The sequence below is a fragment of the Leptospira jelokensis genome (genome assembly GCF_004769635.1).
GTDB lineage: Bacteria > Spirochaetota > Leptospiria > Leptospirales > Leptospiraceae > Leptospira_A > Leptospira_A jelokensis.
This window is the reverse complement of the sequence record NZ_RQGH01000030.1, coordinates 1-14510: the sequence shown is the minus strand read 5'-3', so window position 1 is coordinate 14510 and position 14510 is coordinate 1. Positions and strand designations below refer to the sequence as shown.

At 33.9% G+C, this 14510-nt stretch carries 14 protein-coding genes; 3 read left to right on the top strand and 11 right to left on the bottom strand.

Annotated elements, in window-relative coordinates; all coding sequences use genetic code 11:
- Nucleotides 1-252: hypothetical protein (locus EHQ62_RS18650; protein WP_208720710.1), on the top strand; the 252-nt coding region annotated here is incomplete at its 5' end.
- Nucleotides 253-351: 99 nt separating this feature from the next.
- A complete protein-coding gene (locus tag EHQ62_RS15465; RefSeq protein WP_208720709.1) occupies nt 352-1746 on the top strand; it encodes a hypothetical protein in 1395 nt (464 codons plus the stop codon).
- A gap of 24 nt (nt 1747-1770) precedes the next feature.
- Here EHQ62_RS15465 and EHQ62_RS15460 read toward each other — a convergent pair whose 3' ends face one another.
- From EHQ62_RS15460 to rfbC, 10 genes are all read right to left on the bottom strand, one after another.
- Nucleotides 1771-2610, bottom strand: a complete 840-nt coding sequence (locus tag EHQ62_RS15460; protein ID WP_167482887.1) for a hypothetical protein — start codon at nt 2608-2610, stop codon at nt 1771-1773.
- 291 nt (nt 2611-2901) lie between these two features.
- Nucleotides 2902-4434 (bottom strand): LA_3751/LA_3752 family putative glycosyltransferase, encoded by a 1533-nt coding sequence (locus EHQ62_RS15450; protein ID WP_135644499.1) that lies wholly within the window; start codon nt 4432-4434, stop codon nt 2902-2904.
- Between the two features lie 6 nt (nt 4435-4440).
- Nucleotides 4441-5580: a glycosyltransferase family 2 protein gene (locus tag EHQ62_RS15445; RefSeq protein WP_135644497.1), complete on the bottom strand. Its 1140-nt coding sequence runs from the start codon at nt 5578-5580 to the stop codon at nt 4441-4443.
- A complete protein-coding gene (locus EHQ62_RS15440; RefSeq protein ID WP_167482886.1) occupies nt 5577-7274 on the bottom strand; it encodes an O-antigen ligase family protein in 1698 nt (565 codons plus the stop codon). The genes EHQ62_RS15445 and EHQ62_RS15440 overlap by 4 nt, the downstream gene beginning before the upstream one ends.
- A gap of 253 nt (nt 7275-7527) precedes the next feature.
- Nucleotides 7528-8319, bottom strand: a complete 792-nt coding sequence (locus EHQ62_RS15435; RefSeq protein ID WP_135644493.1) for a glycosyltransferase family 2 protein — start codon at nt 8317-8319, stop codon at nt 7528-7530.
- Between the two features lie 72 nt (nt 8320-8391).
- Entirely contained in the window at nt 8392-9159 is a 768-nt protein-coding gene (locus EHQ62_RS15430; RefSeq protein WP_135644491.1) for a glycosyltransferase family 2 protein, read from the bottom strand.
- A gap of 12 nt (nt 9160-9171) precedes the next feature.
- Nucleotides 9172-10032 carry a dTDP-4-dehydrorhamnose reductase gene (rfbD, locus tag EHQ62_RS15425; RefSeq protein WP_135644489.1) on the bottom strand — a complete coding sequence of 287 codons (861 nt, stop codon included), beginning with the start codon at nt 10030-10032 and terminating at the stop codon, nt 9172-9174.
- A 17-nt stretch (nt 10033-10049) separates the two neighbouring features.
- Nucleotides 10050-10928 (bottom strand): glucose-1-phosphate thymidylyltransferase RfbA, encoded by an 879-nt coding sequence (gene rfbA / locus EHQ62_RS15420; protein WP_135644488.1) that lies wholly within the window; start codon nt 10926-10928, stop codon nt 10050-10052.
- A gap of 2 nt (nt 10929-10930) precedes the next feature.
- The gene (gene rfbB, locus EHQ62_RS15415) at nt 10931-11989 is read right to left on the bottom strand and encodes a dTDP-glucose 4,6-dehydratase (RefSeq protein ID WP_135644486.1); all 1059 of its coding nucleotides are present in this window, start codon (nt 11987-11989) and stop codon (nt 10931-10933) included.
- 51 nt (nt 11990-12040) lie between these two features.
- Complete coding sequence (gene rfbC, locus EHQ62_RS15410; protein WP_135644484.1) at nt 12041-12589, bottom strand: dTDP-4-dehydrorhamnose 3,5-epimerase; 549 nt, start codon at nt 12587-12589, stop codon at nt 12041-12043.
- 187 nt (nt 12590-12776) lie between these two features.
- On the opposite strand from rfbC, the gene EHQ62_RS15405 reads away from it, so the two are divergent.
- A complete protein-coding gene (locus tag EHQ62_RS15405; RefSeq protein WP_135644483.1) occupies nt 12777-13535 on the top strand; it encodes a glycosyltransferase family 2 protein in 759 nt (252 codons plus the stop codon).
- Between the two features lie 13 nt (nt 13536-13548).
- On the opposite strand, the gene EHQ62_RS15400 is transcribed toward EHQ62_RS15405, so the two are convergent.
- A partial coding sequence (locus EHQ62_RS15400; RefSeq protein ID WP_135644481.1) for a UDP-galactopyranose/dTDP-fucopyranose mutase family protein occupies nt 13549-14510 on the bottom strand: 962 nt, incomplete at its 5' end.

Genomic DNA, 14510 nt, shown 5'->3' with positions numbered 1-14510 from the left:
AAAATGAGTGCAGGTCCATTTATAGAAAAATTACCGTATGGAATCAATATTAGTTGTGGCGAGACAATCACCAAATTCCAATTTCCCAAGTTAAACCCATTGGAATTTATTGATAATCCATTAAGATCACATTCTTTGGCATTTCAAATTGAAAATTGCCCTAGCGATCAATTGAAAATGAGTGTGAATCGGAATACTCCTTACTCCATCCTAATGTTAGCAGAATTGGAAATATTCGAATTAAAAAAATAGTTACAGGTTTCAACGAACATTTATGATGTTGAAAGTCCAACTAAATAGAAGAGTAGATTATCTGTTCCGCCAATCCCCAGATTTATTTTTATTATGAAAATGAAATTCCCAATACGAACAAATAAAGATTTTAATAGATCTTACTTTAACAGAACCAATTTATTCACCTTTTTCACATTATTACTTTCTCTCTTTTCCTTCGGATACTACTTTCGTTCCTTCACTTTCAATGTTTCCGTTCTCGACTGGGATGAAATCACATATTTTATTATGGGAAAAGGGATACTACTTGGTCAAATTCCGTATGTCGACTTATGGGACATCAAACCAATTGGAATTTACCTTATCCACGCGATTTCCCTTTTCGTGTTACCATACGATCCAGTCACATTACGATGGACCTCATTTCTTCATTTGATTGCACTAACGATGGTTATCGTATCCTTCCACAAAGAAAAAAATTGGTTCTGGAAGTTACTGAGTGGGTTACTTGTACTATATTTTCTTTCGGGCTTTGTGGGCGGATTTGCGATCTTTTTACGATCAGAATCTTTGTTTTATATTGGGATTCCTTACGTTTATTTAATTCTAAACAATCGTTCCAATATAATGGGATTTATCAAAAAACATTTTTTTATCCTATTTGGATTTGGATTTTCATTCATTTTATTTGGTTTATATAATTATATTGAATTCCAGGAATTTTTTGGAATCAGAAGCAGGGTTTCATACAATGATTTCTTTAGAATCGATTTTAGCCACAGACTTCGTTTAATCTGGCAATATTTTTTTGGTGACGAAAATAGGGTGGGCTTTGTTTTCTATTGTTTTCCAATCATCATTCTACTTCTACTTTCCCTTTTCAAATTCGAATGGAATCGAATCCAAAGATTTTTGTTTTACTCATCTTTGATTTCCTTTGTTCTGATCGTTCTTTTTAGTCCCTATTCCTCGGGTGGTTTATATTTGGGAATGCGGTTTACTGAATTTTCCTATATTTTATTTTGTATATTTCTCATCTCATTCCTAGGAACATCTCAGAAAAATAGTTGGTCCTATTTATTGATTGGATTATTATTTTTACAGTTACTGCTTGGTGTTTTTCATGTTAGGCGCAATTTTAAAACAATAGATTACGTAAAAAAATACCATGAAATTTTCCAAGGAAAATTAGAGGAACATGCAAATGCGCCCGTGATTCATTTGAGTACCTTTGATCTTCTTTTAGTCTCGGACTCTTTTTTAAAGAAACCTCATTATATCACGCATAATCTGAAAGAATTTCATGCGCTGGAATCGAAACTTTTTCAATCAGGTGTAAAACAAATTCAGATTTTCTATTATGACTTTAAGCCACCACAAGATTTAAATTCCTCAAATGAATTTTATCAGGAGTGGATTGACACAAAATTTGAAATACAATCGAATTATTATCAAATAAAATCTGATGAAACCATCGCTGGATTCAAGCTTTTGTTATGGACCGCAAAATAAGTCTCTATTATAGAGATAACAATATCATTTAAGATAAGTTTTTTTGTATAAACTACATTCTTCTAACTCTGTTTGCAGTTTTTGGTATTTCTCTTTTACCATAAGTTGCAAAGGTGAAATAAATTCTTGGTTTATGCTTTCATTTCCTTTGGCATTTTCCAATGGAATTGGATTGCACCACTGGATGAATGGAACAGCTTCAATTTCTTTTAGAACTCGTTGAATATCGACACTAAAATTCTTCGAAAAGAACGGATCTATATAATTCACAGGTTGGACATATGCAGTAGGGCTCAATTGGTTTAGATAAATATACGTTGCATGCACTCCGCTTGCCACGAATAATTGGCCTCCACCAAGACCTTTGATTTGAGCTGCAATGATTTTACTATGGTCAGGAATGTAGAGTAAATCTTTTTTCCAACGATTGGAAATGTTTGACCAAGAATAAAGTAGAAGTGAAGTGATGATGATTGGAATAAAGACAGTGATTTGCTTTTTTGGAATCGCTAAAATTGCTAAAGGTGGAACTAAAGCTAGGAAATAATGTTGGAAGAAGTAACCTGTGTAACTTGCACCAATGATTCCAGTAAGTGTCAATATAAGGAAAATCATTTTTTCGCTAACGTTTTTAAAGTCGATGAGTAGGGAAATGGTAGTAAGGATGATTGCTGGCCAGAAGAGTTTTAGCAAATCTTTATATGGAAATCCGACTGTGATACTTGTTTGGTGTTTGGAAGAAACGGTAAAGACGGCACTTAAATATTCCTTGTGATGTCCCAATAGAAAATAAATGAGGAAACTCACTCCGATGGGAATGAGGAAAAAAACTAGGATATTGAAAAAAGCACTTAATGTTACCATTTGAATCTTTTACAAAAAAAGCCCAAGGATACCGAAAGGGGAAAAAACGATAATTCTCATCATGTATATTCCTTTCATTGAAACACTCATGAGACCCTAATCCATTATTTTTATATTCGACGACTTGGTATAATTTGATTTGAGAATCAGATTGTATAAGTGGGCTAATTCCATGATCCCATTGGTACCGTTTAAAAACCAAAATCCCTATCAGAGATAACGAAAGGACAATTAAAACCTTTGGTTCCAAAAGAAATTGATCTAAAATTGCTTTAATTCTTTGGTTTAGATTCACTTCTTTTCTTCCAACAAATAACCGTTAAAGTGAGCAATTCTATGATTCGATACCACTGTATACGCTTTGGGGGACAAATTAAAATTAATATCAAACTTTTCCTTCCAAATTTTCTTTGGAAATTCATTACTAACTAACTGGTTTCCTTCCCACTCTAAAAAAAGGATTTTCCATTTTTGATTTCTGGCAATGGATTCCACTTTTTCCCAATCTGAATTGGAATAAATGGCTATCTGGGGATATTGGATATAACTTTGTCCAATAAGGTAGGAAAGCGAAAGTCCACGGTGCACAATCAAATCTGGTCTTAATGCATCAAACTCTCCCATGACTTGCTGGTACATTTTTGCAGATGAGGACCATTGTTTGATTGCTCTTCCATCCGATTTATAACTAAAGTAAAGCAAAAATAACGAAAGAATAAGAAAGTATCGTATCTTTTTATGATTGGTGACCGTTAAAAAAAATCCAATCATGGCCAGGTAAACACCACTCTCAAAATACCTCATTCCAAATATATCTACCCCAGCCCGGTATGGAGATATAAAAGGCAAAAACAAAAAAAACAAAATTCCTGATAATAAATACAACAGTCTCGTTTTGTTTCGTTCAAAAAAAATGCACAGTATGGTAAGGAAGAGAATGGGATAACCTTTAAAAATTCCAATTTTAAATTCGTTTCCCCAAAGATCGGCAATGAATCCGCCAAATAAATCTTTTTGTAGGTCTGCAGAACTCATATCGTTCATCGTATTTAAGCCCCGCATTCCCAATATGTGACCATAAATATCATAATTGTATATACAAAAGATTCCCTGAAAAACTATGGCATATAGAGCGATAGGAATCATCCTTCGTATAAATTGATTTCGATTTTCATGTAAAAGTAGGTAAAGACTAAAATAGATGACAAGTGCAATTGTCGATTCTGGTCGTAATTGGAAGTTTAAGACAATTGCTAAGGATAATGTACAATCACTCAGTTTTGGAAATTTAGTGTCGGTATTATGAAACAAATAAATGACTAAGAGTAGAAAAAAATTAGTTAGAGTTAATTCGGAATAATCCAAAGATGATAAAAAAATTGGAGTAAAACATTGCACAATGATCACAGCAAAGAGTATCATTGTATCATTCAATTTATGTTTTGTAAAAATGCGATCGAGAAGAACAAAATTAAAAAGAAAAAATAATATCGGTATATAGGTAATGACTTGGATCGAGGTGAACCAAACGATTCCCTTTTGAATCCAAGTAAACAAAACTGGGTATTGGAATACACAATTTCCAGATTTTAAATTAAATGCCCAAGGATAACCAAAAGGAATAAACGATAAATTAAATCCAAGTTTCTCCGCAGGAAAGTAACATTCCGAAGGAGAGCCCCCTTCCAAAGAATGAATTACCTGATAGTATTTTATTTCAGGGTCACTTGATATGAAAATCGAATTATGATTCCACTGGTAACGATAAAAAAAAGGCAAAAAAACTATGAGTAAATAAATACTAAAACGTTTGGAAAAACTCATTCCAATTTAATCTCTTTTTATAATGTGAGAAGTAACTGCTTGGAGAGCAAAAATAAGTAATGTTAAACTCAAAGTGGATGCAACTAAAAATTCCCTTTCCAAATTGATAAATTGGTATGAAAACTTTCGCCATTGCAAAAAAATCCAAACAACAGCAAATAAAATCACAATTAAACCAGAGATCAATACAAAGAACAACTTATCTTCCTCTAAAGACAGAATGGAAGAATACACCCGACTAATTTTAGACTGTTTCGTTGCAATGAGTAAACCTGTGCCCCACAAACTCAAACCCAAAATCGAAAAAAAGGAAAATATAATCATAGAATGAATGCCATATAAATTCATTCCAAACACATTAATTACCTTACCAAAACCCAAACCCAATAACAATTGGATCCAAAAAAATATAAGTAAAACTGAGCCCGTTCTTTCAAATAAATGTGGACCGTAAAATAAAATACGCAGGAGATGCCTCATTCCATCTCTCCAAGTCTTTAAATGCGGAATCCTACCGGCCTTATCCGGATATAAAGAAACTGGAACATGATACAAACTTGAATCATTCACAAGCGCTTTAATCAACAACTCAGAGGCAAATTCCATCCCCTTACTCTTTATATTCCACTTCAAATAACTTTCTTTCAAAAAGCAGCGAAAACCTGAATTTGAATCTCTAATCTTACTTTTTTTAGCATATAATAAATTAATAATCCAATTGATCACTGGGGTTCCAAGGTATCTGTGTAAAAAGGGCATCGCACCTTTATGGATTGTTCCATCCATTCTGGAACCAATCACCATTTCGCATTCACGATTAACCAATTCCCGTATAAGACGTGGTGATTCCAAAAAATCATAAGTATCGTCAGCATCAGCAAAAACAATGATTTCCCCTTTTGCACTACGAATTCCAAAGTCAAGGGCAGCTCCATAACCTTTTTCAATCGCATCTACGACTCTTACCCCATATTTCTTTGCAACGACTTTTGATAAATCTGTACTGCCATTATCAGATACTACAATTTCGACTTCAAAATCTTTCTTTAGGTCAGTTTTCACTTTTACCAATTTTTCCAAAACAAACGGTAAAGTTTTCTCTTCGTTCAAACATGGAATGACGAAACTAACAAATCTTTTCTTCATAAAAAATCCTTTGAGTATATGCCGAATGGATCGGTTGAAGCCAACAATGCCTGTATGGCCAATTTATAATGTCCTTTGTTTTGATCATCAAGCCGATCTATATAACTTAAAAGATTTGCGTAACACAATTCCTTTCTTGAGATATACTGGAAACATTGGTTTAATTGATTTGATTCATACTGAGAACGATATGACAATGCATGTTTTAAAAAAAAATATCTTTCACCAAAGAAACGAATCTCATAATCGCCAACATTCAGATTCACTTTATCATGAATAGATTGAGCTGCAGATTCAGAAGCAGGTCTAAATTCGTAAAATGTAGACAATTGAATATTTTTATGATACTTAAAAGATAATTGTTCAATATAACTAAATCTTAAGGAAAAGAGAAATAACGTAAGAAAAAATAAAACCACAAAAGATGACACAAATACACCTTTAAAATTTCGATCTTCACTTTTCTCTTCGATTCCCGAAGATGCTAAGTCCCCAAAAAGTAAACATAAAATAAAAAAATTGGCAATCTCCAAACTGCTAAAATCCAATGATTCATGAACCAACCAAATCAAAAGAACTAGATACACCATATGAGCCCTTTGATTGAATCGATGATAATTTCTCAAATATTGAACAGTGGCCAAAAGAAACCAAATAAAAAACATCAACAAACCCAAAGTTCCAGTTGAGCTAAGAATCTGAAAATATAAATTGTGTGCAAGTGGATAGGTATTAAAATGAATGATATAATCCTTTACCAAGGCAAAATCAGAAATTGGCAATTCACTTAAACTTACAAATGGAATGATACGTTCCGAATGAAACCCAAATCCAGTTAAAACTGCATTCTTCAATGTCGCGAGAATATGTAATTTCCAAATCGAAAATCGAATTCCCAAAGTCCCAAAGCTCATAATGGATTTTTCATTGTATCCAAGATAGAGAATGAAAATTCCCAGAAGGATGGCCAATATCGCATACAAAACTCTAGTTACCTTTGATTTTCTTTGGCTCCAAATATAATAGATTACGAAAATGCAAACGGAAAGGATAGAAATTCTTGAAACAGAGAGCAATAATAGCAATGCAGCAAAGAGTAAAACCATTAAATAAAAGGCATTCTTAATTTTATTTTTTCCTCTAAAAGACATTACGGTCAAAACGAGAATAAGAAATGCGTTTGAACCTATTAAACTGACTGGAATTAAATACAAATCTTCTTTGTAGCTATCCACCTTAAATTCAACGTCTAAAAACATTTTTGAAATCAAAATTAAAGCATTGAGAAAAAAAATAATTAGAACACTATCGATTAATCTATATTTTAAACTCCGATCCGAACTTTTCAAAAGTAAATATAAAATCGATACCTCAGCTAACAAAATCACTCGATTTAATGCAAAATCATCGGTCCAATCCCTAAAGAACCAAAAAATTAGAAAGCCAAAGAATACTATCCATTGGATAGTTAAGTTAATATTTTTAAACGAATGATTCCGAAAGCATAATCCTATTGCAATTCCTATTGGTATCACAGGAAAGGTAATAAAATTAGAAAAGACAAAACATGGAACGATCGCAAATATGCTACCAAATTTTCGGAAATCCATTTCGGAAACGTACATGTGTTGGTGGAGAATAAACACATTCCAAAATACCATCATCAATTTTATCGCTAATTTTTCTGGAAGCAATTGGATGGGATCATATTCGGCCAATTTAAAGAAAACATAATTGGATAAAAGGATAACAAACAGTAAATGGAAGTATGAATATAATGTATGTTTCTTCGATTTGAATGTTAAAAAGTAATAAATTAAAAAAAATAGGATGCCGAAGCCAATCGCATCATTGCGGAAAAATTTTTGATTTGTATCTCCAAAGAAAAGGGTGAGAAATCCTAAAAAGTAGATGATATCAAAAATCAGAATGAAATTTCGTTTCATCTTAAAGCCAATTGGCAGATTTAGGAATGTACTTCTCTGGCATGTTTTTATGGAAAAAATCTCGTTTGGAAACAATTACATTGAAATATAAGATATGCCGAAGTGCTGCAACTCCATCCTTCCATGTAATTTTTTTGCCTTCTAAATAATTTCTTGGATAATAGGAAATTGGGTATTCTTGCACTCGAATTTTTAATCTCGCCAACTTTGCCGTTATTTCAGGCTCAAAACCAAATCGTTTTGACTCCAAATTTATATTCTGAACTATTTCGGATCGGAATGCCTTATAACAAGTTTCCATATCTGTTAAATACAATCCGCTGAGGAAATTAGATAAGATGGTCAGTATCCGATTGATTAAATAATGGAAAGTCCTATGAACCTGGCGCCCATCTTTCTTAAATCTAGAGCCAAAAACAACATCAGCTTTCCCTTTTGCAATTGGCTCAATCAACATGTTGATTTCATCCATGTCATATTCGAAATCCGCATCTTGGACAATGATGATATCACCAGTAGCTTCCGAAATACCTCGGTGTAACGCGGCACCTTTTCCCTGATTTTTTTCTTGGGTTAAAATTTTCGCCTCAGATTTAAACCGAAAATTTTTTAATATTTCCAATGATTTGTCTCGGGAAGCATCATCTATAAAAACCAGTTCTTTTTTTGTGGAAAGTTGCAATGCATCCACTCTCTTTAAGAATTCTTCCAGATGGCCAGACTCGTTATAAATAGGGATGATGAGTGAAGTCTTTGTGGAACTAGAATTCGAGTTATTTTTTTTTGAGACCATATCTACCAACTTTATATCAATTTAAACTTGTCTAGTCAAGCCGTAAAAAGAGACGAGCTCGACATGAATGTATTACTTGTTTTTATACTTTCGAAGACCTAACAATCCGTGGATGATCGTAAGCAAAAAGGCATATATTGTAGGTAATTTCTCCCGATCTTTCAGCATTCTAAAGTGTGCGAGCATTACCTTTTTTTTGTTCGAGGTGGCAGCTCCCCTACGCACTCTATACCTTGCTAATATCTCTTCATTCCCAATCGCTTTTTTCCCATCTCTCAAAATGTCTAACCATAAGGCATAATCGTCCCTTAAACTTTTCAAAGATGGATCAAAATATTTTTTTCCAACACTCGGTACATGGTAAACGGCGGTCAACAATCCGACCCGATTATAATGCAATAAATTGCGATAGGTATACGTCTTTGATTGCACGAGAAATGGCTTACAGAACTCAAAACCGTTTTCATCTATAATTCTATAAGAAGCAAACGAAAATGGTGAGTTGTTTTTTTCCATATGAGAAATCATCTTTTCCAGAAAATCATTTTCCCATAAATCATCTGCGTCCAAAAAAGAAATGAACTCACCTTTTGCTAATTCAATCCCCTTATTTCGAGTGTCCGCTGAACCGGAATTCTTTTCCTTTTGAATGAACTGGATACGTGTATCCTCTTTGGCAATCTTTTTGGCCAATTTCGCAGTATCATCCTTTGAACAGTCATCCACTAATAACAATTCCCAATCTTGAAAGGATTGGTCTCTTAATGACTTGACCGACTCTTCTAAATAGGCTACCGCATTGTATGCAGGCATGATAACAGATACTTTAGGTTGGACCATAAATTTTTATACTCAACAATTTAATTGATCTAAAACAATTGAAACTCTCTCTTTCCAATGAATACTTTCGGTGGAAAAAGATTCTCTCGTTTTCTTTTTGCTTAACACACTATAGGAAGGTCTTTTGGCAGGTGTTGGGTAAGCTTCCGATGGAATTGGTAGTACTCTACAGTTTGGATTTACACGTGAAATAATTTCATATGCAAAATCATACCAACTCGCAACACCTTCATTAGAAAAATGGAAGATCCCCGATTGATCTGAAGCCAAAGCCTGAATTCCTAACTTGGCCAAATCTTTAGCCCAAGTGGGTGTTCCAATTTGATCATCGACAACAGAAACTTGCTCTTTTTCTTTCGCCAATCGAACCATTGTCTTCAGAAAATTTTTACCATATTTTGAATAAACCCAAGATGTTCGAATTACGATAGCATTTGGATCTCTTTCTAAGACTAAATCTTCACCAATCGACTTTGTTTTACCATAAACCGACAAAGGATTCTTTTCATCGTTTTCTTTGTACGGCGTTGGTTTCAAACCATCGAACACAAAATCCGTAGAGAAATGAAACAATTTGATCCCAAGGCGTCTTGTATATTCAGCCATTAAAGCTGGAGCTTCCGCATTGACCAAATGTGCTTTATCAGATTCAGTTTCTGCTAAATCTACGGCAGTATAGGCAACAGCATTTATCAAACCAATTGTTTCATTTGGAATCTTTTCCTGGAAGAATGTATCGATGTCTTTTTTTGATTCAAAATTGATCTTTTCCCGCCCAATGAATTCAAAATGGTAATTTTGATGTTCATTTCGAAGACTTTGAATTTCCTGTGCAACTTGGCCAGTGGAACCAAAAACAAGAATTGTTTGCATGATAACTCCGTATGGATTTAGAAAATAGTTTCATTTAATATTCGTAAGAGGTATTGACCATAACCATTTTTCTTTAACGGCAAGGCTAATTCCTCTAAATCTTTCCCAGTGATATAACCTTTACGAAATGCAATTTCCTCTGGACAAGCAATCTTTAGCCCTTGTCTTCTTTCCACTGTTTCGACAAAGCTACTTGCTTCCAATAAGGATTCATGAGTACCGGTATCTAACCAAGCATACCCTCTACCCATTAATTGTACATCTAAAGTACCATTCTCTAAGTAAATTTTATTTAAATCTGTAATTTCAAGTTCACCACGTTTTGAGGGCTTTACTGACTTAGCGTACTCCACGACATTTTTGTCATAAAAATATAATCCCGTTACTGCATAATTACTTTTAGGTGAAAGTGGTTTTTCTTCGATGGATATGGCTTTTTTATTTACATCAAATTCTACGACCCCATATCGTTCAGGATCATTCACATGGTAAGCAAACACAGTTGCCCCTGACTCTTTTTTCACCGCTGCACTTAACTGCTCTTCCATTCCATGCCCAAAAAAAATGTTATCACCAAGAATCAAAGAACAAGGCTCTCCACTATTTAAAAAAGAATCTCCAATTAGGAAAGCCTGTGCAAGTCCATCAGGTGACGGCTGCACCGCATATTCCAAACGGATACCCCATTGCTCCCCATTGCCCAACATTTCTTTAAATAGTGGAGTTGATTCAGGAGTAGAGATGATTAATATTTCTCTGATCCCAGCTAACATTAGAGTACTAAGAGGGTAATAAATCATCGGTTTGTCGTAAACTGGTAACAACTGTTTGCATACAACCTTTGTAACAGGGTACAACCTTGTCCCAGATCCACCTGCGAGAATAATTCCTTTCATGATTAATTGATTGCCTTATATTGCATTTCGTAATAAAGATTGTAGTCCCCAGAAAGAATTTCTTCCCACCAAGCACGATTTTCCAAAAACCAATTTACAGTTTCTTCAATTGCCACTTCAAATTTATATTTAGGTTTCCAACCAATTTCTGATTCTATTTTTTTAGGATCGATCGCATATCGAAAATCGTGGCCAGGTCGATCCTTGACAAATTGGATTAAATTCCGATGTGGTTTTCCTTCGGGATTTTTTTTGTCCATTAAATCACAAATTGTATGTACAATGTCCAAATTTGTTTTTTCATTTCGAGTACCAATATTATAAGTTTCACCAAATTTCCCCTTCTTCATTACCATATTTATAGCAAGGCAGTGATCTTTTACATATAACCAATCTCGAATGTTTCCACCATTTCCATATACTGGTAATGGCTTTCCTCTCAAACAATTCAATATCATCAAAGGGATCAATTTTTCTGGAAAATGAAAAGGACCATAATTATTTGAACAATTAGTAGTAATAACTGGTAATCCATAAGTGTGAAAATAAGATCGTACCAAATGATCAGAACTAGCTTTCGAGGCCGAATAAGGTGAATTCGGTGCATAAGGAGTCGATTCTGTAAATGCTCCGTCATGGTCTAATGTCCCAAACACTTCATCAGTGGATACATGCAGGAATACTTTTAATTTATTTTTTTCCTTTAATTTCCGAGCAAGTTCTAATAAATAAAAAGTCCCAAGAACATTTGTTTTAACAAACTCTTCTGGTCCCAAAATCGATCGATCCACATGTGACTCTGCAGCAAAGTGTACAATCTCACCAATTTCAAGTTCGTTTTCCAAACTCAAAACTTTTTCTTTTTCCGTGATATCTATTTTAAGAAATTGAAACCGTTTATCATCCTTCCACTTTTCTAAGTTTCTTAAGTTGCCTGCATAGGTTAGTTTATCAATTACTGTAACTTTTACATCTTCCTCTGATTCCAAAATTGTATGAACAAAATTAGATCCAATAAACCCCGCTCCGCCCGTAACTAAAATATTTCTGGTTTTTGACATTCTATTCAAACTTTTCCTAATGAAATTTCGGTAATCGTTAATATTGGTTCATTAAAAAGGGCTGACAAAATCATGAAACAATGGCAATGCCTTATCTTTTTCCGATAAGATACAATCTTCACCACTAACACCCCATTTGATCGCTAAGGTAGGATCATTGAATAAAACCCCACCTTCACTCTCTCTTGCATATTCATTGGTTACCTTATATAAAAACTCCGTGTCATTTTCTAAAGTAAGAAAGCCATGTAAAAATCCACTCGGAACCCAAAAAATTTCATGCCCTTTCTCTGTTAGAGTTACAGAAATGTGTTGGCCATAGGTTTTAGAATTTTTTCGAATATCTACGATGACATCAAGAACTGAACCTTTAATGACGCGTACTAACTTCCCTTGGTCAAAAGGCGGAGCCTGAAAATGTAATCCTCGGAGTACATTCTTTGCTGATTTTGAGTGATTATCCTGGAGAAAAAACTTGGGAATACCATACTGTTCGAAAAGTGATGCCTTAAAGGATTCAAAAAAGAATCCCCTGTCATCGCCATGCACCTTAGGAAATAATAATACAGGACCATCTATTGGGAAAGTTTGAACTTGCATAAATTGAAATATGACCGATTTCTTGATATATTTTTATAAATATCTCTTTCGTATAGAAAAATTCGATATCAAAAGCTCATAAAAATATCACTTATGAATTTTTCTTCAAAATTGAAAGTCTTTCGGAAGAAAATGCTATGTTGTCTTATAGCTTGGCAAATCATTGAAATTGGTAGAGTTGAATCCTATGGAATCCAAAGCAAAAGTTACAGTCTGTATCGCTACATATAATGGAGAAAAATTTCTAAAAGACCAACTCGATTCGATTTTAAACCAACTTACTTTCGATGATGAAGTGATCATCTCAGATGACTCTTCTACCGACAACACAATCCAGATACTAAGATATTTTGCAAAAAAAGATAACAGGATAAAATTATTTTTAGGACAAGGTTTTAGGGACCCTATTCTCAATTTCCAAAATGCGTTAATCCATGCAACCGGAGATTACATTTACCTTTCCGATCAAGATGATGTTTGGTTAGATGGTAAAATTGAAAAAATAAATTCCTGCTTAAAACAACATGACTTAGTGATCCATGACTCGATTGTCACTGATGAATCATTAAATCAAATGTATCCTTCTTTTTTTGAATATTTTGGCTCAAAGAAGGGAATCTTAAAAAATATAATTAAAAGTTCTTATTATGGATCTTGCATGGCGTTTCGCAAACAACTTCTAACAGAAGCACTCCCATTCCCAAAAACAAAAGAAATCGGCCATGATTTATGGCTAGGTTTGGTTGCAGAACTAACTGGAAGTGTTTTATTTCTGAAAGAACCTTACCTGCTTTATCGAAGGCATTTGGATACATTCACGATGAGAGGAATGGGAGGAAAAAAAAGAACCATTTTACAAATGGCGCGCGGCAGGATAATCATGTGTTTTGAGATTGTTAAATTTCTGTTCAAAAAACTTTTGAAGAAACCAAGCAAACAGTACTAAAAATATAAAGCACTTAAGCAGATAAAATCGGATTCAATTGATCTTCGTACAAGGCTAAAGCGGCAGCAATTGTTTCATGCATATCAAAGTATTTATAGTCACCCAATCTTCCGCTGATAAAAACATTCTTTAGTCTACTCGCCTCTTCTCGGTATTTTTTTACTAAACTAGAATTTTTTTCATCATTAATTGGGTAATATGGATTTGATCCATCGTCCAGAGAGGAATATTCTTTTATTGTTAAGGTTGTTTTACCGTATTCTCGTTCTGGATGCAAATGCCTCGGTTCGTGAATTCGCGTATAAGGAACTGTTGGTTCTGCATAATTCATAACAGATGTTCCTTGGAAGTCTTCGTAAGGATGAATTTCAGATTCAAATCGCAATGTCCGATATTCCAATTTACCAAACTTATATTCAAAATACTGATCAATCGGCCCGCTATATACCAATGGAATCGAGTTTGGTATATTCTTTTGAATATCAAAAAAATTTGTATTTAACAATGTCGTAATCAATGGATTAGATAACATTTTCTCAAAAATTTTACCATATCCTTCCCTCGGAATGCCTTGCCACTTACTAAAATAATAACTTTCATTATAGTTTTTGCGAATTGGTAAACGATTTAAAATAAACTCAGGTAACTCCTTTGGATCTTTATTCCATTGTTTCATTGTATACCCACGAATAAAGGCCTCATACAATGGTCTACCTATCAATGAAATCGCCTTTTCTTCAAAATTTCTAGGAGGATGATCTATCTTGTCCTTTGCTTTTTCCTTTGCTAAAAACTCATCTACTTCGTAAGGTTTTAAATTGACATTGTAAAACTGATTGATCGTTTCCAAATTAATGGGCATCTGGAACACTTTGTCCTTATAAGTAGTGAGCACCTGGTGAAAATAATTATTAAATTCAGTAAACTTCTGTATATAATTCCAAACCTTTTCATTTGAAGTATGAAAGATATGAG

What these genes read in the sequence shown, in the direction of transcription:
- EHQ62_RS15460 (WP_167482887.1), bottom strand. Translation starts at nt 2,610, where the DNA reads ATGGTAACATTAAGTGCTTTTTTCAATATCCTAGTTTTTTTCCTCATT.
- rfbA (WP_135644488.1), bottom strand. Translation starts at nt 10,928, where the DNA reads ATGAAAGGAATTATTCTCGCAGGTGGATCTGGGACAAGGTTGTACCCT.
- EHQ62_RS15445 (WP_135644497.1), bottom strand. Translation starts at nt 5,580, where the DNA reads ATGAAGAAAAGATTTGTTAGTTTCGTCATTCCATGTTTGAACGAAGAG.
- EHQ62_RS15405 (WP_135644483.1), top strand. Translation starts at nt 12,777, where the DNA reads ATGGAATCCAAAGCAAAAGTTACAGTCTGTATCGCTACATATAATGGA.
- rfbB (WP_135644486.1), bottom strand. Translation starts at nt 11,989, where the DNA reads ATGTCAAAAACCAGAAATATTTTAGTTACGGGCGGAGCGGGGTTTATT.
- EHQ62_RS15450 (WP_135644499.1), bottom strand. Translation starts at nt 4,434, where the DNA reads ATGAGTTTTTCCAAACGTTTTAGTATTTATTTACTCATAGTTTTTTTG.
- rfbD (WP_135644489.1), bottom strand. Translation starts at nt 10,032, where the DNA reads ATGCAAACAATTCTTGTTTTTGGTTCCACTGGCCAAGTTGCACAGGAA.
- EHQ62_RS15465 (WP_208720709.1), top strand. Translation starts at nt 352, where the DNA reads ATGAAATTCCCAATACGAACAAATAAAGATTTTAATAGATCTTACTTT.
- EHQ62_RS15435 (WP_135644493.1), bottom strand. Translation starts at nt 8,319, where the DNA reads ATGGTCTCAAAAAAAAATAACTCGAATTCTAGTTCCACAAAGACTTCA.
- EHQ62_RS15430 (WP_135644491.1), bottom strand. Translation starts at nt 9,159, where the DNA reads ATGGTCCAACCTAAAGTATCTGTTATCATGCCTGCATACAATGCGGTA.
- rfbC (WP_135644484.1), bottom strand. Translation starts at nt 12,589, where the DNA reads ATGCAAGTTCAAACTTTCCCAATAGATGGTCCTGTATTATTATTTCCT.